Consider the following 18,885-nt stretch of genomic DNA (forward strand, 5'->3'; position numbering starts at 1 on the left):
AACCAACTGAGCTACGGAGCCGAGGCTGCTCGAACAGCCAAGAGGAAAGTTTACATGAGCGCCGGAGGAATGCAAGCTCCGGCGCGTCGCTGCCTAGTCCTGCTGCTGCCAGCTATCGGTGTCGATGTGGTGGGAAGGGTTGGCCTGCCAGGCCTTCCAGGCTGATTCAACGATCTCCTCGACGCCGTACTTGGCATGCCAGCCCATTTCGGTGTTGATTCGGGTGGGGTCGCCGATCAGGTGCGGCGGGTCGCCGGCGCGGCGAGGCTTGATGGCCTCAGTGAAGGGCAGACCCGTCACCTTCTTGACCTCGTCTACGATCTGGCGAACGGATGTGCCCTGGCCAGTGCCCACATTGAAGGCATCGTAGCGGCGCTGGTCGCGGTCCAGGTAGTCCAGGGCGGCGATGTGGGCGTCGGCCAGGTCGGAGACGTGGATGTAGTCGCGCACGCAGGTGCCGTCGGGGGTGGGGTAGTCGTCACCGAAGATGGCGGGCGCCTTGCCCTGCCGCAGCCTGTCGAAGAGCATGGGGATTAGGTTGAGGACGGCCGGGTCCTCCAGGCTGACTGGTCCGCAACCGGCAACGTTGAAGTAGCGCAGGGCGCAGAAGCGGATGCCGTAAGGTTGCTCGCAGGCCCGGGCCATCCACTCGCCGACCAGCTTGGTCTGGCCGTAGGGGTTGATGGGGACCATGGGCTGCACGTCTTCGGGGACCACGTCGACCGGCGGCTCGCCGTAGGTTGCGGCTGAGCTGGAGAAGACCAGCTTCTTGGCATCGGTCTTTGCCATTGCGGATAGGACGTTGATCATGCCGTTCAGGTTCTGCCGGTAGTACCAGATGGGCTTCTCCACGGACTCGCCCACCTGCTTGCGGGCGGCGAAGTGGATGACCGAGTCGACCTTGTTCTCCTCGATGATCTCAGCCAGACGTTGATCGGCACCAGGAGCGGCCACGTCAGCGCCGTAGAGACGGGCCTTGCCGATCCGGTCGGGTTTGCCATAGCTGAGGTCATCGACCACGACGACCTCCTTGCCGGCCTCTTGCAGGGCGTGGACCACATGGGCGCCGATGTATCCGCAGCCGCCTGTAACCAAAACTGACATTTACATGCCTTTCCTGTCGAAAACCGGACGTAAGAGCTTGTTCGGTTTTGCAATCTTTTGTTGTTTTTTGTTCTAGATTGAGTATATCACGGGCACATGTGACTGTTGTGCCCGCCTGTATCCGCTTTCTAGGATATATATGAGCTGTGATGAGTGCAGAAAGACAGAGCAAGGCCCCCATGAGGTCCATCGTCTCCTATGTGAGGCGGTCCGAGAAGCTGAACGACCGGCTGGCGAGGGCTTGGGCTCGGTATTCCACCAGATACCTGCTCGATTTGGGCCAGGCTGAGGGCTCGTTGACAGTTGCCGAGGACCTGCGTTGTGATGCAGCAATGATCGGGTCGGTCTGGGGACGGGATGCGCCGCTGATCGTCGAGATCGGATCCGGCCAGGGGGAGAACGTCGTCGCCAGCGCCCGGGAGCACCCCGATAGGAACTACCTGGCCCTGGAGGTCTATCAGCCAGGGTTGGCCCATACCATGCTGATGGCCGGTAAATCCGACCTGGATAATTTGCGGCTTGCCCAGGTCAACGCCCCGGACCTTCTGGCCCGGATGGATCCTGGGCTGATCAAGGAAGTCTGGACCTTCTTCCCCGACCCCTGGCCCAAGATGAAGCACCACAAGCGTCGTCTGGTCCAGCCGGCTCTGGCTGAAGATCTGGCGAGGTGCTTGATGCCTGGCGGCATCTGGCGAATTGCAACCGACATCGAGGATTACGCCCTGCATGTGCATGAGGTGATGGATAAGAATCCGAGATTTAAAAACCTGGGCAATCTACGAGTCAGTCTGCCCACCCAACATGTCGGCAAGGGGACGGCTGATCAGGCCAAATCCCTGCCTCATGCCGTGTTCATGGAGTCGGAGCGGTTCGACGGCAGAATCGTGACCAATTTCGAGCGTAAGGGGATCAATGCCGGACGGGTCATCCACGACCTGACCTATCAGGTTTCGGCAGACTGACCATAGAGTGCGCATAAACATGAAGAGCGAGGGAGGCCCCCGATGGTCAAGAGAATAGTGGTGGGAATGCTGGCCCATGTCGATGCCGGCAAGACCACGCTCTCGGAAGCCATGCTTTACCGGGGCGGAGGAATTCGCCGTCTGGGCAGGGTGGACCATGGCGATGCCTACCTGGATACCAACGATCTGGAGCGTCAACGTGGCATCACCATCTTCTCCAAGCCAGCCCGGCTGACCTATCGCGATGTCGATCTGACCATCATCGACACACCCGGCCATGTGGATTTCTCGGCCGAGATGGAGCGGGTGCTCTCAGTCTTGGATTATGCTCTTCTGGTCGTCGATGCCACAGCTGGATCAGAGGGGTATGTCGATACGCTGTGGCAACTTCTGGCACGCTACGGGGTACCCACCTTCATCTTCATCAACAAGTTGGATGCCCCTGGTGCTGATGCCGCTCGCATTCTTGAAAGCTGCAAGCAACGCTGGTCTCCGGACTGCTTCGATTTGAGCCGTGGACTTGGGCATGGCGATATGGAGGATGTGGCCCTGCTCGACGAGAATGTGATGGAGGAGTATCTCAAGACCGAGGGCATATCGGATGAAAGTCTGGCGGGACTGGTTGCCGACCGCCGCCTCTTCCCCTGTTTCCTTGGGTCTGCCCTGCGCTTGGACGGAATCGACGCGCTCCTGGAGGGGCTGGAGCGGTACACCCTTTCGCCTGCCTACGGCAAACAGTTCGGTGCAAGGGTGTTTAAGGTATCGCATGATGACAAGGGTGCCAGATTGACCTGGCTCAAGGTGACCGGTGGCGGGCTGCCGGTCAAATCCTCTTTGGCCACCGAGCTCCGTCATGGAGATGAAGCCAGCAAAGAATCGGGTTCTGTTGCGGAGGCGTACAGGACAGCCGGAGCTATGGGGAGGAACGGGCACGTCGAGACCAGGGAGACGGTTGATCAGCTTCGTGTCTATTCGGGAGACTCCTATAGGTTGACGGATTGCGCCCAGGCCGGAAGCATCGTGGCGGCAACCGGCCTTGACCTGACACGTCCGGGGCAGGGGCTTGGGTGCGAGCGGAAGGATCTGACTCCTGTGCTGGAGCCGGTGCTGTCCTATGCAGTGGAGGCCGAAGGGGTGGACCTGCACCACTTGTTGAGCGCCTTGCGCATCTTGGAGGATGAGGATCCCCTCCTGCATGTGGCCTGGCAGGAACAGCTCCAGGAGATTCACCTGCGTATCATGGGCCAGGTTCAGTTGGAGGTGATTCAGGAGGAGTTGGAGCGACGGTTCGGCATGCAGGTCTCCTTCAGCCAGGGCGGAATCCTCTATAGGGAGACTATCGCGGCCCCCGTCGAAGGCGTTGGACATTTCGAGCCCCTTCGTCATTACGCCGAAGTCCATCTGCTCCTGGAACCTACAGAGCCGGGCAGCGGTCTCAGTTTTGCGTCGACCTGCAGTCTCGATCGCCTGGACGGGAACTGGCAGCGGCTCATCATGACCCACCTTGCGGAGAAGGAGCATTTGGGAGTTCTGACGGGTTCGCCCATCACCGATATGCGCATCACCCTATTGGATGGCCGCGGCCATATCAAGCACACCGAGGGCGGGGACTTCCGCCAGGCCACCTACCGGGCCGTCCGGCAGGGGCTGATGAAAGCGCACAATATACTTCTGGAGCCCTGGTACCATTTCAGACTCACCGTTCCTCAGAAGAATTTGGGCAGGGCCATGTCGGACATCTACCGGATGAAGGGCGGCTTCTCGGAACCGCAGGCAGACGGGGATACTGTCGAATTGGAAGGGGATGCGCCAGTATCTCAGATGCGTGATTATGCCATCCAGGTCAGCACCTACACCCATGGCCGCGGACATCTGACCTGTTTCTTCAATGGGTATCGTCCCTGCCAGGACCAGGATGCTCTTGTGGATTCCATCGGGTACGATCCCGAGTCCGACCTGGAGAACACCCCTGACTCGGTCTTCTGTGCCCACGGAGCTGGATACGCGGTCAAATGGAACAAGGTGGAGGACTTCATGCACCTACCCGGCGGCCAGTACATCTGAACCATAGCCTTGAGGATTGTGTTCGGTGATCATCGGCATCGAGTGGCACGGGGAAAAGATCATTCTGGGCGGTCTGCCCTTATTGGTTGATGATTCACCTAGAATTACGAACATGATTGATCATCTGACGCTGAAGGTTCGGGATATCCGGGCTTCCATCGATTTCTATAGCAAAGCCCTGGCACCTTTGGGGTATGTGGCCAAGGCCCACCATGAGCCCACCATTGGGTTCGGTGCTGAGGATGATGGGGCCCACTCAGACTTCTATCTGACACCAGGCGAGGACGGGACCGGTTCACCGGTGACGCACATAGCCTTCAGGGCCGCTGATGCCGCAACGGTAGATGCCTTTTACAGGGAGGCGCTCGCTGCCGGGGGCCGTGACAATGGTGCTCCCGGGCTGCGTGATTATCATCCCAAATATTATTCGGCTTTCGTCTTGGATCCGGACGGGAACAATGTCGAAGCAGTGGTGGACTGGTCGGGATCCCAAAGGTAACTGCGCCGGTCCACATACGGGATCATGTCGGCATCCCAATGGTTGGAAGGGCTTAGGATTACCGGTATGACCTATACAGCCGCATTCGACGTGGGCACCACGCAGGTCAAGGCCGTTCTTGTGGATGACCAGGGCTCTGCCAGGGTGTGCGCGTCCAGCGGTCTTCTACCCATTGACACAACTGACGGACGTGTCGAGCAGAATCCCGAGGATTGGCTGCAGGCCTTCATCGAGGTGTCCCGTGACCTTTTGGCTAAAGCTGGGAAGATTCTTGAGCATTTCAAGAGCGACCAGGTCACCGGCATCATCATGAGCGGACAGATGCAGGACCTGATCGCCTTGGATGCGCTGGGGCAGCCTGTCGGGCCGGCGATCCTGTACGCGGACGGCAGGGCCGAAGAAGAGTCTGCTGAGCTGACGGAAATGTATGGGGCTGATTCCTTCCGCGCCCGAGTGGGGAATCCGTGCGATGGGTCCCTGCCTATAGCCAAGCTGATGTGGATGTCCAGGCATCAGCCCGACCGGTATGCGCAGGTTCGCCACGTGCTAATCGATGCCAAGGATTATCTGATTTGGTGGCTGACCGGTGCCTACTGCGGCGATATGACGGCCTGCTCGACGGCAGGCGCCATGGATTTGTATTCAGGGAAGTGGAGAAAGGACATCCTGGAGGCATCTGGCCTGGATGCCGCAATCTTTCCGGAACTCTATTGGCCATGGGAAAACGTTGGCACGAGCACGCCGGGCGCATCCGTTGCCACGGGATTTGCTCCGGGAACTACGGTCTACGCAGGAATGGGGGATGCTGGGGCATCTACCTTGGCCGGCGGGGTATTCCATCCTGGTCAATGTAATATCAACTTGGGCACATCCGGGTGGATTGCTACTGTGACAGAACGGGCAGTAACCGACCGCACCGGAATGGTCAATCTGGCCTATCTGGGCACTGGCAGCATTATTAATACAGTGCCTTTTTTGAATGCCGGCAACGTGCATGCCTGGGCTACCGGAGTCTTTGCAGGGGGCGGTCCGGCCGGGGGCGGCAGCGACCCCTATAGACGCATGGGGCACTTGTTGGAATCCAGCCCTGCAGGAGCACGCGGTGTGATTTGCATGCCCTATTTGGTGGGTGAGCGCTTCCCGATGATGAACCCCTCGATTCGCGGAGCCTATGTCGGCATTTCTTCCGGGACCGAGGCATGCGACCTTGCCCGAGCCGCGCTGGAAGGCGTGTCCTATTCGATTCGCCAGGGGCTCGACCTACTGGGCACGCCTATCGAACGTGTCACCCTGATTGGTGGTGGCACCCGCGAACCCCAATGGTGCCAGATGCTGGCGGATATCCTTGACGCGCCCGTTCAGGTGCTTGATGGTGCCCACCTCATGCCTGCAGTGGCCTTGGCCGAGCTGGTCTCCGTCGTCAAACAGACCGGCCCGTCTTCCCGGCCCGATCTTGAGGCCTTGAAAAAGTTGGTGGAAGCGAACCTTGCAGGACGTGTCTATTCCCCCAACGACGCAAATCGCCAAGTGTACGAAGAAGGTTACAACCGGTTCCGGCGGCTGTATCCTGCTTTGGATTCCCTCAGGTAAGCGTCCTCGGATGCATTTGTTCCTCATGGTCTGTGAGGACGATTCAGACTGGCGTAATGATGGGCTAGTGAATGATACGGACAATCTGCAACTCTCTCAAGCTTCGGGTCCGCAGGTAAACCGGTGCGCACTGCTGACAACAATTCTGGCCGTTTCACAGGCTCACAGACTTCGCCTTGCGAAGCTGCCGAAATTCAAACAAGTGAGCTTGCATCTTCCTAGCTGATTTCCGTCGAGAGTGATTTGAAAGTATGTGCTGGCATCGGCCCTGCACAGATTGCAATGGCCATATTCAAGACTTGATGAGAAATATGTAATTAACTGCACATCACTGTTTTATGGCCACCTTGGGCCTTCTGGTTTGTACCCCCAGAGAGGGGGTACTTCCAATTTACTCATGCGCTCTACCTCCTCTCCGGAAGTGGTGCATGATTCAACTTCAATTCTGGATGCCACTATAGCATAGGGTTGCACCGTCGCAAACATCCTAGCTTGGGCGGTATTTCAAGGTTCCTTAGCTGGGCTTTATCACAGCCGAAGTGGCCAAGGATGTCCTTCTCATGTACCGAAATCGCGCAGACTTGCCGCCTTGCACTGAGCTGCATATGCAGGGCTTCTTCAATCTCCCTTAAGTGCATATTTGGGTGCACTTTTGTTCAAGGGGGAGCAATATGCCCAAAACCAATATTCCAGTGGGGAAAGTCATGTCCAAGCCGCGTAGCCAATGGGGTACCGTCATTCCCCGATACGACGATTCCGGTAGCCTCAGCGCATGGCAGGTTCGTTATCCGAACCCCGTGGATCATGGCAAGAAGGTGCAGAAGCAATTCAAGCCACATCAGGAGCACGAGACTCATGTGTGGTTGGAGAACGAGCATCATCTGGTCGATCTACATACCAAAGGCATCCAAACGTGGGTTCATCCCCGTGACCGCATGAGGCGGGAACGAGCCAACCAGATGATGTTCAAGGAGTATGTCGAGCAATGGGCCGTCGAATACACGCTGCCCAACGGCGAACGGATAGCCGGCGGAACCAGACGCAACCTGTACCTGGACATCGCCCATTTCATGCCCGCGTTCGAAGGGCTGCGCCTGACGGAAATCAAGCCCAGACATATCAAAAGCTGGTATGACGGCCCGCATCCCGAGGGGCAGTGGTCGTTTCGACGGGCCTGCATGCGGCTCAAGGCCGTGTTCCGCTCGGCCACGACCATGAGCATGGATGGGTCCCCGCCATTGCTTAAGGACAATCCGTTCATCTTTCCGATACCGCCGGAGCCGGATTCCGTTGGTCGCTGATGTTCTGGTAATCGGATGGCAGGCTGACGGTCACATCGAAGCCGAACACATACTCGTGGTCGAACGGCATCATGCCCTTGTTGGCCGAACGGACCGCGCTGACCGTGTTCGATGCGCGGTCCCAACCGATCTCGAACTCGTTGGAGACATCGCGATTGTTGTCGGTGGCGTCCACGAGCGTGAAGCCGTCCACCGTGTAATCGACGCCGTTGGGTTCGATCACGTCCCTGAAACTCAGCTCGTAACCGCCCCGGCCGGTCCCATACGTGATGGTGGTGCGGTTGGTCATCTGGTCGGCGCTGACGCCTTCCTCGATGCTTTTGACCGGATCGGCCGGCGGCACGGCGCTGACCTTCCAGGTCTCCGCCGGATCCCGGTCCGTGGTGTCCACGGCCGCCTGCATGCTTCCCTGCCTGGGCACTTGGATGTCGATCCAATATGTGCCCTCGGCCCAGGAATCCATGCCGAAATCACCCGGCGAGGCCAGGTTGTCGATCACGGTGTCGCCGCTGTTGGCGAAGCTGATCGGCTTGCTCACGCTGCCCGTCGGCGTGTAGGGGCCGCCATCGTAGTGCACGATCGCGGTGCCGTGCAGGGTCTCCTTGATCGACGAGCCGCCGTTGTTCGCGTGGATGGTGTCGCCGACCGGCGTGGTCGAGCCGACCTGCATGTCGGTCTGCTGGCGGTGCGAGGTGGTGACGGTCAACGGATAATCGACGGGCGGCTGGTTCTTGGCCAGCACGACCACACGGAACGAGGCATCGGGATTGGCGTTGATGGAATCCTGCACCAGGCTATCCACCGAACGCACGCCAAGTCGATCGGTCCACGTGGTGCCGGTCGTGTACGACTGGCCTTGGTACTGGTAGGTGCCGCGCCCTTCGGCGGCCCATTGGGACTCCCAACGCTGACGCGCGTTCGAACTGACATAGGAACCGCTGAACACGCCGTTGCCGAGGCGCGCGTAGCCGACAGCGACCATCCGGCATTCCGCGTCACCCTCCCCGGTGTATGAGGCCTTGCACTCCGAGATCGCGTCGGCAAGGATGGCATTCATATCCACGAACTGATTCGACCCATCCTCCAAATCGGAAGACAGGGTGGTGCCCGAATCACGTATCGCCTGCTTCATGCCCTCCAGAGTGGCGGGCCAGGAATCCTTGTAGATCCAATGCACGTCGGCGGTCTGCGATGGAACCTGCCCGCCGGAACCGCCACCGCCCTCGCCGGAACCGCCACCACCGCCCTCGGCGAACGCGGCTGGCGCCAGATATCCCAAGGCCAACGCCCCTGCGGTCAGGGCAGCCACCAGCATCGTGCGCCTGCTCTTCTTCCCACCTGACATACGTATCCGTCCTTTCAGTCGGAAGCGCCCCATGATGCGCTCCCTCCCGTTTCACACGGATACGGAAAATGCGGGCGACCATTCACGGACGCCCGCATCCTTCCTTGTCCCTGGAAGAAGAACGCACCGGCGGGCCTTCCGCCGGGACGCCTTCCCCCAGCTTCCCCCCGTTAACTGCAATCAGCAGCGGACAACCATTCAAACAGTCTGCCATTACATGCACGAATATTTATTCAACCATCTATTAAATTAAAATGGCTTGATTCCATTTCTATTGAGATGGGAACCAAGCCATATCTCATGCAACAGTAAAATGCATCAGAATACATCGTTATCTAATGCGATACATTGAGAATATAATTCTTAGTTATCCTAAGGTCTTAGGATGCCGGACAGTTTGCGGTGACGTCTTGTTGGATGCCGGAGGGGTCGCCGAGTTTGGCTTTGTCGATGTTGTCTTTGAAGAATCGTCGGGTCGCGTCATCGGCTCGGTCAGGGCTCATGAATCCCATCTCGGGGACTTTCTCCAGTTCCTTGAGCGCTTCTTCGCTGCGCTCCGGTTGAGAGGAATAGGTGTTGAGCCATTCCTTCTCCCACGCGCACTGGAAGAGATTGGACGCCTGGGTGTCTCCCCATCCTTGTTGGAAGGACGTGCCGGAATCCGACGGCATGGATTCAGGCGGGGTGTAGTCCTGGGGCCAGGAGAGTTTGCCGATGGATTCCCGGTATTCCTTGTTGATCTCGTCGTAGCCGACGATTTTCCTGGAGTCGCCCGCGCTCGAGACGTCGCCGTTGGTGCAGCTGGCGAGGCTCAGGGCGAGGATGCCGGCGCATGCCGTCGCCAGCGCTTTCTTGCCTGCGTTTGTGAGGGTGGATTTCATCTTGGTTGCATCTCCTTGTTGGTGATGTGTGTGGTGTTTGGGCTACCGCAGTGCCAGTGCCGGTTGGAGCCTGGCCGCGCGTATGGCGGGGACGAGGCTCCCGATGATCGAGGTCGCCAGCGCCGCCGAGACGGCTGCGATGGCGGCGGCGAGGGGGAACGCAGGGGGTTGCAGAGGCGAGTACGACGGCAGGAACGCCGGGAGCGCGCCTACCGCGCATGCCGATATGGCGACGGCCAATAGCGACACCGAAAGACCGATGATGAGCTGGCTTCCGATCACCAGGCCTATGAGGGATGCCCGCGTGGCGCCGAGCGCGCGTCTGACGAGGAGCTCGTGTGTTCTGGATTCCAATGACGCCAGGCCGATGTTGACGATGCCGATGGCCGAGACGAAGAGCAGCAGGATGGCGCAGACGCCGAACGCGATTTGCATGACCGTGATCACCGATTCGTAGCTTTGCGCGTTGTCGATTGTCTGAACGCCGGACACGGAGCCTCCTATGGAGTCGAACAGGATGTCCTCGACAACGGTCCTGACCCGTTGCTTGCCGAGTTGCGGGAAATCCAGCCAGAGGATGGTAGCGCTTCGCGAAACGATCCTCATGTATTGGGTCAGCGCTTGGGCGTTGACATAGATGGTCGGGTCCGTGCGTCCGTCGTTGACGACGCCGGTCACGGTGAACGGGGTCGCGATCGTGGTTTGGTTTGTCTTCGCGTATGCGGTGGAGTCCTTGGGAAGGTTCTGTTCCGCGGCGAGATTGACGACGATCGATGCGGTCGATCGTTCGCCGCCGGCGTACCAGCGTCCGGATTTCATCGGAAGGTTGTAGATGCTCGAATATCCGGGAGTGGTCGCCACGACGTCTCCCTTGATTCCTCCGCTTGACTGCGTTCCGGGAGAGAACGTGATGTCGGTATCAAGGTTGAGGATGATTGCCGTCTCATGGTTCTTGGCCGCGATTGCGTCGGCGAGGCGCGAGAAATCATCCGCGTCGCTCAGCCTCGGGCTGTTCATGGAAACGGTGACCAGCGGGGTGCGCCCGTAGAGTTGTTCGTTGATCGCCACCAGGTAGTCCTTGCCGATGGTTCCCGCGAGGACGGCGAGTATGACCGCCACGATCCCTATGAGCATCGACAGACCGGTGAGTGCGGATCGCAATGGGGCGAGCCGTAGATCCTTAATCAATTGACGGAGCATGGAGCTCGCCTCCGGACATGGTGTACGTGATGTCGCAGGTGGCGGCGAGATCATCGTCATGGGTGACGAGCAGCAAGGTCGTGGCATGCTCGCGCACTGCGTCCCGCAGCACCGAAAGCACCTCGCCGCTGGTCTTGGTGTCGAGTGCTCCGGTCGGCTCGTCGCAGATGAGAAGCTCGGGCTGGTTGACCAGGGCGCGGGCGATCGCCACCCGTTGCTGTTCGCCGCCCGAGAGTCTTTTCGGCAGTTCCCCCGCCTTGTCCCTGAGACCGACCGAAGCGAGCGCGGCAAGGCACCTGCGCCTGCGGGCCGAGGCGGAAGCGCCCGTGGCGCGGGGACGGCGGGCATGCTGGCCGTACCACAATGCCAGCTCGACGTTTTCGAGCGCCGATAGATGACCGATCAACGAATAGTTCTGGAACACGAAGCCGATGTGCCCGGCCCTCATGAACGAAAGCCGCCTGTCGGACAACGCGCCGACGTCTTGGCCTTTGTACAGGTAACGGCCGCTGAACTGCGTGTTCAGCATCCCGATGATGCTTATCAGGCTGGTCTTGCCGGCTCCCGACTTGCCCACTATCGAGTATGTCATGCCGGCGAACAGCTCCAGGGAGACGTCGTTCACCGTCGTGAGCCTGTCCTTGTTGCCCAGGGTCACGACGGCCGACACTCCCTGCAGGGCCACGAGCGGCTTCGTCGATTCAGACATGCGGTGCCGCCCTACTTGGATTGCGAATCCAGATCGGGAGGAGTGGCCGACACGGCGTCTCCCGCCTTCAGTCCCGAGGTGATTTCGATGCGGGCGCCGTCCGTGGCGCCCAGGCCGACGTCGAGAACCGTGCCGTCGGGACGGCGGACCTGTCCCTTCTGCAGTCTGCCGGCCACGGCGGTGACCGGCAGCAACGCGACGTCGTTGCGTGCCTGTGCCGTCACGACCAGTATCGCCGACTGTCCCGCCCTCACCAAGGAATCGGTGGGAATGAGGCAGGCGTAGGAATCGGAGATCGAAATCGTGGAGGACTGTCCCTCCGCTCCGGAGGATGCGTCCGAGGCCAATGGCACGACGCCCGAGCAGTCCGTCGGGCCGACGCCATCCGTGACCTGGAATTTCCCGGCGAAAGGAGCGTTGCCGACGGTCGCCACGAGATTGGATAGATTCCCGGTCAGGCCGAAGCCGTCGAAACGCAGGGTCACGACCGGATAGTTGGCGGGGACGGTCGTTCGCGCAGCGATCACGCTCACGACGGTCGCGCCCACGGGAGAAACCAATTGCCGGTCTTCGACACTTCCCAACACAGTCCCTTGCTCGACCCGCTGGCCGGATTCCACCGACGGGACGAAGACGCCGACCTTGGTCGCCAGCACGGCGAAATCAACGCCAGCGCCGACCTGCGCTTTCAAAGAACGCGTGGGAACGATGTCACCGGTCTCGACCCGCACCGTTTGCGCGGTCCGATTACTTAACGCACTTGCAGGTTGCTCTCCATACTGCTTGTTTTCAGTCGAAGAGCAACCTACAAGTGCAAGAGGTATCAGCAAGATGACAATCGCCCGCTGCATACGTCGAATATTCATCTTGACCTCCATTAGTATGTGAGGTTACCACCCCAATTAGTGTCGCAGAACCAAGTGCAAGCTCCCATTCTGCCTTGGAAGGCGAAACGAGTGCCAACGAGAATATTATCCCAAGACTTAGCTCCAACGGTATTCCACTGAAGTGAGTCCGTGAATTGCGGTCCTCCTGATGCCTTCATGTTACGAAGCCCGAGGCGCAGATAGTTTGACGGCATGTTATTCACTGATAGGCTGATAGGGCCGGTGAATGTATGCGTGCGTGTGTAGTCGTACTGCACAAGGCTGCCGGACTTATTGAGTTCTCCCGACACATAGGCATTATCGGCCCATGCTGTCCCCTCGCAACCGATAGCGAGGGCAACGGCAGCCGCACTTGCCGTAAGAAGTTTGATATGACGTTTCATGATATGCTCTCTTTCTCTGGGAAGCATGTCAATATGGAGGCCAAGTCAACCGCGTCTTAGCTCTCCCGATATCAGCGGATACCCTGTTTTCTGCACAGATGTCAAGTCATAAGCCTTGACGTTTGTCAACCGTGTTTCCCTTCGTTGTTTTGGCTTCAGACAACAGCCTAGCGCTAAAAGTATCGGTCTTGCCAGTGCGAATTCTTTTCCTCATTCATGGTTGCTGTCTAAGTGGTCGAGTTCGTGTTCGATGGCGTGGCGCAGGATCTGTTGCATGGGCGTGCCGTGTTCGGTGGCGGCGATCTTGAGGCGGTTCTTCAGACGGACGGGCAGGCGCAGGGAGAACATGACCAGTGGCTCGCCGGCGTTGTTCTGCCCGGCGGATTGCTTGTCTTCGGCCTGTTGGTCGAGGACTTTGTCGAAGGGCACGGGTCTGGGCAGTGGTTGGTAGTTGCCTTTCATGCCAGTTCCTCCTTGGCGATGCGCGTTAGTTCGTCGGCTAGGTCCCGGTATTCGTACAGTTGCTTGGGGTTTATGCCGAGCGAGGTCTTGATCGGTTGTCGTTTGGCGATGAAAGTGTCGAAGCGTGCGGTGTCGGTTTGTTCCAACGCGGCCAGGGTCTGGGCCCAGGCGTTGGTGTTCGCTTCGACGCGCACCGGCAGTAGGGCCGCCCTGGTGGCGCGTCGGGCGCGGTCGAGCGTGTCCCATGCCTGCTGGAGGTCCATCGGCGAGTCCGAGGTGGGCACGATGACGAAATCGGCCACGGCCAACGTCTTGTCGAGCAGCGGGCCTTGCGGAGGGGCGTCGATGATCGACCATTCCCTTGCGGCCGGGTCGCCGCCCAGATGGGCGAGGGTGGCCATGTTGGCCGGCAGCACGTCGAAGGGCAGCGGGTCTCCCGCTTGTTCGGCGGCGGCCGCCCATAGGCTGGCGCTGGACTGCGGGTCCGCGTCGTAGACCGCCACCTCGATTCCGCGCCGGGCCAGCACGGCGGCCAGATAGATGCAGCTGGTGGTCTTGGCCACCCCGCCCTTCGCGTTCGCCAACGCTACTCGCATGATGCTTCCTCCTTGGATTCGGGACCATTCGCCGGATCGCCGGCATGGTCGGTTGTTTGATTGCTTGATTGTCGGATTGCTTGATTGTCTGTTTGCATGATGGTTTGACGGTCATGCGGCTCATTCTTGGGTTGGGCGCGGCCTGCGGCGCGCCATCGGCGTTGCCCGCGTTCCATGCTGGCCTTGCCCCGGGCCGTGTCGAAGACTTCGGGATGGGCTTGGAGCCAGTCGACGAACAGGCCCCAGCGCCGGGCCCAGGGCACCGTGCGGTCGCGGCAGGGCACGCCGTCGGCTTCCGCTAGACGGGCGATCTGGCGCCGGTCGGTGCACGAGCGGCCGCCGTACAAGCCCCATTCCAGGCCGGCGGCACCGGCGTAGGCCAGGCATTCGGCCCTCACCGGGCGTCGTGCTCGCATACCGACGCGCCCGCCTGTCGGAACACGCGGGCCAGGGGATGCTTGTCCTCGAACTCCAGGCCCCACATCAGGTCGGCCCACGGCTGCGGGAAATCCGCGCAGCATCCCATGTTCTTCCACGCCTCCGGCGAACGGGGCGCGGCATCCGCTATGCCGGTCATGCCTTGGCCTCCTCGTGGGATTCCTTGTCTTCGGCGCGGTCGGTTTTCTCTAGGCCGATGGCGTGGCTGGCTTGGTTGCGCCGGTCGTAGGCGCACACCGGACACTCTGCCTGCTTGGTTTCGCCGTCGAGGTGCGCCTGGCACAATGCGATCGACAGGATGCCGCCGCCGTAGACCGGCACCCGCCAGGCCAAGCCCGAACTAACCGCCACCGGCCGGTCTGGATCATGGACCGGCGTGAGCTCGGCAGCAGCGGCATGGCTGCCGGAATGCTGCGGACCTCGTGCCCGCTTGGTGTGCATGTCGAGGCTGACCTGCGCGAAGTAGCGTTCGACCATCGTGCCGTCCACCAGCCATGAGATCCAGCGCGGATTGCCATACGCCCAATCAAGGATCGTCTCGACCTCCGTCAGAGAGCGTTCCATCAGCAGCTCGTGGACCTTGCGTCGGTCTCGCATCGACGTCGGCCTGGCTGCCTTCGGGTCGATGGCCGCCACACGGTCATGGATCAGCGTCAGCACGCGAACCTCCTGCAGGGCCCGGGAACGCACCCGCTCGTCCGCATCCTCCGCCCCTGGCGTCCACAGCGGATCGCGTACGCCCTTGGGAGGCAGCGCCAGACGCCAATCCGGTGCATCACGCTCGCTTCGCTCCTCCTCGGGTTGTTCCCCGGCGAGGGGAATGTCCCCGTAGGGGACAAGGGGAGCATTGGTTATCACTTGTCTATTGGGTGACATGACGTCACCTCTCTTCGGACAAGATGTCACCTCACCGGCGGGATCGCCCTGGGGTGACATTGTGTCAGGTGACACTGCGTCAGGTGACGCCATGTCACCCCGCGCGCACTCCTTGCTCCGCGATGGTTCGGCTGTACTGGGTTTCGCTGGAACGTCCTTGCCTGCGTCGGTCTCGCCGGGATCGGTGATATCCTCCGGCTCGGTCTGCGCGCCCTTCATCACCACGTCCCACACCTTGGAACGATGCCCCCTGGGGATGGGCTCGTGGCTGCGGGGATTGCGCGCGGCCAGCTCCTGGTCACCCTCGCGCAAGTAGCCCAGCTCCTGCAAACGTTTCAACGCGCGCAGCACGGAACGGCGCGTGCAATGGCAATGTGCCGCGATGGTGTTGACCGACGGCCACGCGCCGCACCCGTCGTCGTAATACGCCCTTCGCGCCAGATACACCAACACGAACTTCTCCGACAGGCTCAGCCGCTCGTCCTGCAACTGCCACGCCCACTGCTCCGCCGGCCCGCTCATCGCGCATCCTCCTCGCGACCCCTGGCATCATGGAGCCGTTCGCCGATGCGGTCGCCCAACGCGGCCGCGCGGCACAACGCCCACACCGCCAGCAGACACACGACGATTGCGACGACGGCCACCGCCGCCACAGCCCGGCCCATCTCAGGCGCTCCGGCGACGACGGCGCGACGAGCGCGCGGGATGAAGCAACACCGCCAGCAGGTGCGCGCGGGCGATCCGCACACGCAGCGACGGGATGGTTTTCATGGCTCCCGCCGCACGCGGGGCGGAAGCGATGGTAGGATTGGTCATTGCGATAACTCTCTTTCAATGGAGGGCGAATCCCGGGACTCATGTCACTTGAATCGCTCGGAATCCCGCCCAAGGTTGTCGATCAGCCCCGCACCAAGCGCCAACACGGTGCGGAGCGCTTTCGTTTTCCATGTTTTTCCCGGCCCGGTTCGACCAGACCGAACCGGGGAGGCGGTCGTATTGCGCAACCAAGCGCGCCGCCCATAGCATGGTGCGCACAAGCCCCCAAGGGCACGCGAGCGAAAGGAACGGACATGACCGGCAACACCACGGCAAGGACACAGGCCGTCGAACTGGGAGAGCACCTGCGGGAAGTCGCCGCATGGAACGTGCGACTGCACCTGGCCAAGGAAGAACTCGAACAGCAGGCCCTGTGCGAGGCGGCCGGCGTGACCAAGGCCACCATATCGGCCAGAATGAACCTCGACGCCGCATGGGACCTCAACGCCATCGCGGCCGCGGCCGTCACCCTCGGCATGCCTCCGGCCGAACTGCTCGACGACACGCTGTACGACATCGTCAACAACGACGACACGAACACAAACGAAGGCAAAGGTGCATCGTTGGTGGCAGCACTGACCTCGACGCTCCTGGCACGCCACATCGCCGGCAGGTGCGACCCGTTGAAAACAAAAGGCTCCTGCCGAATCACAATGATGGCGACAGGAGCAAACCGGTACCCCCGGAGAGAGTCGAACTCTCGCTGTCAGATTGAAAGTCTGGTGTCCTAACCGTTAGACGACGGGGGCGAACGAAGCCATGGTACTCGATACCCCTGGACCATGGCAAATGCCGACCTGTCGCAGGTCGGCAAGAGTGAGGTTCCGGGCAGTGTGTTGCCTGGCCGCCTGGTCTACTTCTTGATAAAGGCCTGGTACCGTTCCTGATCGAGAACCTTGTCGATTTCGCCTATATACTCGACCCACTCGTTGTTATGGGTGAACCCTCTCTTGAACTTGTAGAGGCCGTCACTGTCGTCAAAGCCGAATATGCCGCCGAAGTCATAGCGCTTCTTGCCGCTGGCGATCGCGTGTTCGATCTGCGCCCACTGAACCAGGTAGGGTGCCATGTAGTTGCGCATGATGTTAAGGCTGCCTCCATACATGTACCACGACTTGTCGCCGAACTCGAAGTTGAGGGCACCGGCGATCGCCTGGGAATCAACGCGGGCCAGGTAAATGCCCAGAATTCCCTTGCCGGCGCAGTTCTGGACCATTCTGTCGAAGTAGGCCTTGGGGCGGTAGGCGATGCCATGGCGTTGGCTCATCACCTCATAGGTGTGGTAGAACTCGTCCATGGCCTCCTGGGTCTCGTCGCGCTCCACCTTCACCCCCTTGCGTCCAGCCAAACGGATGTTGTAGCGGGTCTTGGAATGGAAGGTCATGATCAGGTCATCCGGATCTACGCCGTCGATGTCGAGGACCACATTGAAGCGGGGCTGGGTGGTGGCATGGGCCTCCTCCTTGGGGAGGTTTCTGTTGCGCATCACGTAACCGTCAGCCTTGAGCCTGGCGTTGAGATCGTCGTCGAAGGGAACTTCGGGATCCAGACGGAGGAGGAAGCAGCTCCGGGCCTCCAGCTCCGGCATGGCCTCCTCGACCAGGGCATTGAGGGTATCTACGTCGAAGCGGTCGCCTACCGGACCCTTGGTGGCGTATGCGAAGCCGTCGATGGTCAGAACCGACATGGCTGCTCTCGGGTTCTCAAGGGGGCCCAGATAAACGTAAAAACTGCCCCAGTTGTTCTTGATTCTGCCCCATTCAACGGACTGTGTTATGGAGGTGAAAGGTGCCTTTCTTACATAATCCTCATATGCGTCTATCCGTGAATCATCAGCGGTCAGAATCGGCATTATCTAAACTCCTCAGTAATTCCTCTTTGTTTTTGTTACAGGGGGAAGTATCGGCCCAAAGAGGATTCGATCAATGCAAATCTTAGTCTGCTCAAAGGATATAAGGGCTGGCTTCACCGGTCATCGTCCGAACCCAGCTCCTGGTCGCGACGGTGAAAGAGCTCCATCTGTTCGCGGATCCAGACACGTTCCGCAGGGTTGATGTCGGCGGATTCCAGGTACTTCTGGTAGACGGGGTAGAAGGCTCGCAGAATTGGGTAGATAGCGTAAAGGGTATGCTCGGGCTTCTGCTCCCTGGTGTGTTGCGGGTGGGCATCGAAAGTGTTCTTGAAGCGTTGCATGTAGTGGCGGAAGGACGTGAAGGAGGTGTCCATGCGGCGAGCGCTGATGCCCACGTTCATGTCCTTGCAGTATACCGTCTTGAACCCCTGGTCGATCAGGTGCAGGGAGATATCGACATCCTCATGCATGATGTCCTCTTTATCCCTGCAGACCTGGTTGCGTATGGCCCGCCAGGCCGTGGCGCGCAGGGCCATATTGGATCCGTAGAGCAGGTATTGCCCGTCGTCGGCCCGGTAGATGGCCCGGCGGATGGTGTTGTCGCCCTTGAGCCCGATCTTCTTGCCCGGCATGTCATAATAGGCCACTGGTCCAGTGGCGCCCATGGCTTTTGGGTCACGGGTGAAGACGCCGGAGACCACCTCGACCCAGTTCGGTCGCAGCATGCAGTCCGCATCGATTCGGCCCAGTACGTCGCCGGTTGCCCGGTCAAGTCCGTAATTGCGGGTGGGAATCAACCCTTGCTCGCTGTCCTGATGGAGAAGCTTGACATGCTGGTCAGGGTGCTGGTCGATGAATTGCTGGACGATGGAGGCCGTTGCGTCCGTAGAGTGGTTGTCGACTACCAGCACCTCCTTGGG

The 18,885-nt window shown here is 60.2% G+C and carries 19 protein-coding genes, 1 tRNA gene and 1 pseudogene; 5 read left to right on the forward strand and 16 right to left on the reverse strand.

Features of this window, described 5'->3' with window-relative positions; all coding sequences use genetic code 11:
- Positions 1-93 precede the first annotated feature (93 nt).
- A complete protein-coding gene (galE, locus tag AC0AP0_RS02215) occupies positions 94-1,104 on the reverse strand; it encodes a UDP-glucose 4-epimerase GalE (protein WP_490429229.1) in 1,011 nt (336 codons plus the stop codon).
- Positions 1,105-1,253: 149 nt separating this feature from the next.
- Between galE and trmB the strand changes: the two genes are divergently transcribed.
- From trmB to AC0AP0_RS02240, 5 genes are all read left to right on the forward strand, one after another.
- Positions 1,254-2,066: a tRNA (guanosine(46)-N7)-methyltransferase TrmB gene (gene trmB, locus AC0AP0_RS02220; protein WP_490429230.1), complete on the forward strand. Its 813-nt coding sequence runs from the start codon at positions 1,254-1,256 to the stop codon at positions 2,064-2,066.
- A gap of 42 nt (positions 2,067-2,108) precedes the next feature.
- Positions 2,109-4,130 carry a GTP-binding protein gene (locus AC0AP0_RS02225; RefSeq protein WP_490429231.1) on the forward strand — a complete coding sequence of 674 codons (2,022 nt, stop codon included), beginning with the start codon at positions 2,109-2,111 and terminating at the stop codon, positions 4,128-4,130.
- A 112-nt stretch (positions 4,131-4,242) separates the two neighbouring features.
- Positions 4,243-4,629, forward strand: coding sequence for a VOC family protein (locus AC0AP0_RS02230; RefSeq protein WP_490429239.1), 387 nt, complete (start codon positions 4,243-4,245; stop codon positions 4,627-4,629).
- Between the two features lie 66 nt (positions 4,630-4,695).
- Positions 4,696-6,219 (forward strand): xylulokinase, encoded by a 1,524-nt coding sequence (locus AC0AP0_RS02235; RefSeq protein ID WP_490429232.1) that lies wholly within the window; start codon positions 4,696-4,698, stop codon positions 6,217-6,219.
- 671 nt (positions 6,220-6,890) lie between these two features.
- A complete protein-coding gene (locus AC0AP0_RS02240; RefSeq protein WP_490429233.1) occupies positions 6,891-7,520 on the forward strand; it encodes a hypothetical protein in 630 nt (209 codons plus the stop codon).
- Here the strand turns inward: AC0AP0_RS02240 and AC0AP0_RS02245 are convergent.
- The 15 genes and pseudogenes from AC0AP0_RS02245 to AC0AP0_RS02315 form a co-directional block, all read right to left on the reverse strand.
- Positions 7,513-8,865: pseudogene (locus AC0AP0_RS02245) on the reverse strand (LPXTG cell wall anchor domain-containing protein); the annotation flags it as partial. The gene AC0AP0_RS02240 and the pseudogene AC0AP0_RS02245 overlap by 8 nt on opposite strands.
- Before the next feature lie 380 nt (positions 8,866-9,245).
- Positions 9,246-9,746 (reverse strand): hypothetical protein, encoded by a 501-nt coding sequence (locus AC0AP0_RS02250; RefSeq protein ID WP_015021892.1) that lies wholly within the window; start codon positions 9,744-9,746, stop codon positions 9,246-9,248.
- 42 nt (positions 9,747-9,788) lie between these two features.
- Entirely contained in the window at positions 9,789-10,946 is a 1,158-nt protein-coding gene (locus AC0AP0_RS02255) for an ABC transporter permease (RefSeq protein ID WP_046323242.1), read from the reverse strand.
- Positions 10,927-11,655, reverse strand: a complete 729-nt coding sequence (locus AC0AP0_RS02260; RefSeq protein WP_015021890.1) for an ABC transporter ATP-binding protein — start codon at positions 11,653-11,655, stop codon at positions 10,927-10,929. The genes AC0AP0_RS02255 and AC0AP0_RS02260 overlap by 20 nt, the downstream gene beginning before the upstream one ends.
- An 11-nt stretch (positions 11,656-11,666) precedes the next feature.
- The gene (locus tag AC0AP0_RS02265; protein WP_490429234.1) at positions 11,667-12,521 is read right to left on the reverse strand and encodes a hypothetical protein; all 855 of its coding nucleotides are present in this window, start codon (positions 12,519-12,521) and stop codon (positions 11,667-11,669) included.
- An 11-nt stretch (positions 12,522-12,532) separates the two neighbouring features.
- Positions 12,533-12,925: a hypothetical protein gene (locus AC0AP0_RS02270; protein ID WP_046323241.1), complete on the reverse strand. Its 393-nt coding sequence runs from the start codon at positions 12,923-12,925 to the stop codon at positions 12,533-12,535.
- A 210-nt stretch (positions 12,926-13,135) separates the two neighbouring features.
- Positions 13,136-13,387, reverse strand: coding sequence for a hypothetical protein (locus AC0AP0_RS02275; protein WP_046323240.1), 252 nt, complete (start codon positions 13,385-13,387; stop codon positions 13,136-13,138).
- Entirely contained in the window at positions 13,384-13,983 is a 600-nt protein-coding gene (locus AC0AP0_RS02280) for a ParA family protein (protein WP_015021886.1), read from the reverse strand. Before AC0AP0_RS02280 ends, AC0AP0_RS02275 begins: the two co-directional genes overlap by 4 nt.
- A complete protein-coding gene (locus tag AC0AP0_RS02285) occupies positions 13,974-14,399 on the reverse strand; it encodes a WhiB family transcriptional regulator (RefSeq protein WP_490429235.1) in 426 nt (141 codons plus the stop codon). Before AC0AP0_RS02285 ends, AC0AP0_RS02280 begins: the two co-directional genes overlap by 10 nt.
- Positions 14,378-14,560, reverse strand: a complete 183-nt coding sequence (locus tag AC0AP0_RS02290) for a hypothetical protein (protein WP_490429236.1) — start codon at positions 14,558-14,560, stop codon at positions 14,378-14,380. The genes AC0AP0_RS02285 and AC0AP0_RS02290 overlap by 22 nt, the downstream gene beginning before the upstream one ends.
- The gene (locus tag AC0AP0_RS02295) at positions 14,557-15,819 is read right to left on the reverse strand and encodes a helix-turn-helix domain-containing protein (protein WP_490429237.1); all 1,263 of its coding nucleotides are present in this window, start codon (positions 15,817-15,819) and stop codon (positions 14,557-14,559) included. Before AC0AP0_RS02295 ends, AC0AP0_RS02290 begins: the two co-directional genes overlap by 4 nt.
- Before the next feature lie 144 nt (positions 15,820-15,963).
- Positions 15,964-16,113, reverse strand: a complete 150-nt coding sequence (locus tag AC0AP0_RS02300; protein ID WP_014484172.1) for a hypothetical protein — start codon at positions 16,111-16,113, stop codon at positions 15,964-15,966.
- A gap of 677 nt (positions 16,114-16,790) precedes the next feature.
- Positions 16,791-16,862, reverse strand: a tRNA-Glu gene (locus tag AC0AP0_RS02305).
- A 104-nt stretch (positions 16,863-16,966) separates the two neighbouring features.
- Positions 16,967-17,965: a lipid II:glycine glycyltransferase FemX gene (locus tag AC0AP0_RS02310; RefSeq protein WP_046323238.1), complete on the reverse strand. Its 999-nt coding sequence runs from the start codon at positions 17,963-17,965 to the stop codon at positions 16,967-16,969.
- Positions 17,966-18,078: 113 nt separating this feature from the next.
- Positions 18,079-18,885, reverse strand: an 807-nt coding sequence (locus AC0AP0_RS02315; protein WP_490429238.1) for a glycosyltransferase family 2 protein, incomplete at its 5' end; no start/stop codon positions are given.

Source organism: Bifidobacterium sp. POST2/T3 (B1) (assembly GCF_058197115.1).

Bases quoted from the DNA above. Each gene is read 5' to 3' on its own strand.
- galE (WP_490429229.1), bottom strand. From the start codon at position 1,104: ATGTCAGTTTTGGTTACAGGCGGCTGCGGATACATCGGCGCCCATGTG.
- trmB (WP_490429230.1), top strand. From the start codon at position 1,254: ATGAGTGCAGAAAGACAGAGCAAGGCCCCCATGAGGTCCATCGTCTCC.
- AC0AP0_RS02225 (WP_490429231.1), top strand. From the start codon at position 2,109: ATGGTCAAGAGAATAGTGGTGGGAATGCTGGCCCATGTCGATGCCGGC.
- AC0AP0_RS02230 (WP_490429239.1), top strand. From the start codon at position 4,243: ATGATTGATCATCTGACGCTGAAGGTTCGGGATATCCGGGCTTCCATC.
- AC0AP0_RS02235 (WP_490429232.1), top strand. From the start codon at position 4,696: ATGACCTATACAGCCGCATTCGACGTGGGCACCACGCAGGTCAAGGCC.
- AC0AP0_RS02240 (WP_490429233.1), top strand. From the start codon at position 6,891: ATGCCCAAAACCAATATTCCAGTGGGGAAAGTCATGTCCAAGCCGCGT.
- AC0AP0_RS02250 (WP_015021892.1), bottom strand. From the start codon at position 9,746: ATGAAATCCACCCTCACAAACGCAGGCAAGAAAGCGCTGGCGACGGCA.
- AC0AP0_RS02255 (WP_046323242.1), bottom strand. From the start codon at position 10,946: ATGCTCCGTCAATTGATTAAGGATCTACGGCTCGCCCCATTGCGATCC.
- AC0AP0_RS02260 (WP_015021890.1), bottom strand. From the start codon at position 11,655: ATGTCTGAATCGACGAAGCCGCTCGTGGCCCTGCAGGGAGTGTCGGCC.
- AC0AP0_RS02265 (WP_490429234.1), bottom strand. From the start codon at position 12,521: ATGAATATTCGACGTATGCAGCGGGCGATTGTCATCTTGCTGATACCT.
- AC0AP0_RS02270 (WP_046323241.1), bottom strand. From the start codon at position 12,925: ATGAAACGTCATATCAAACTTCTTACGGCAAGTGCGGCTGCCGTTGCC.
- AC0AP0_RS02275 (WP_046323240.1), bottom strand. From the start codon at position 13,387: ATGAAAGGCAACTACCAACCACTGCCCAGACCCGTGCCCTTCGACAAA.
- AC0AP0_RS02280 (WP_015021886.1), bottom strand. From the start codon at position 13,983: ATGCGAGTAGCGTTGGCGAACGCGAAGGGCGGGGTGGCCAAGACCACC.
- AC0AP0_RS02285 (WP_490429235.1), bottom strand. From the start codon at position 14,399: ATGCGAGCACGACGCCCGGTGAGGGCCGAATGCCTGGCCTACGCCGGT.
- AC0AP0_RS02290 (WP_490429236.1), bottom strand. From the start codon at position 14,560: ATGACCGGCATAGCGGATGCCGCGCCCCGTTCGCCGGAGGCGTGGAAG.
- AC0AP0_RS02295 (WP_490429237.1), bottom strand. From the start codon at position 15,819: ATGAGCGGGCCGGCGGAGCAGTGGGCGTGGCAGTTGCAGGACGAGCGG.
- AC0AP0_RS02300 (WP_014484172.1), bottom strand. From the start codon at position 16,113: ATGACCAATCCTACCATCGCTTCCGCCCCGCGTGCGGCGGGAGCCATG.
- AC0AP0_RS02310 (WP_046323238.1), bottom strand. From the start codon at position 17,965: ATGCCGATTCTGACCGCTGATGATTCACGGATAGACGCATATGAGGAT.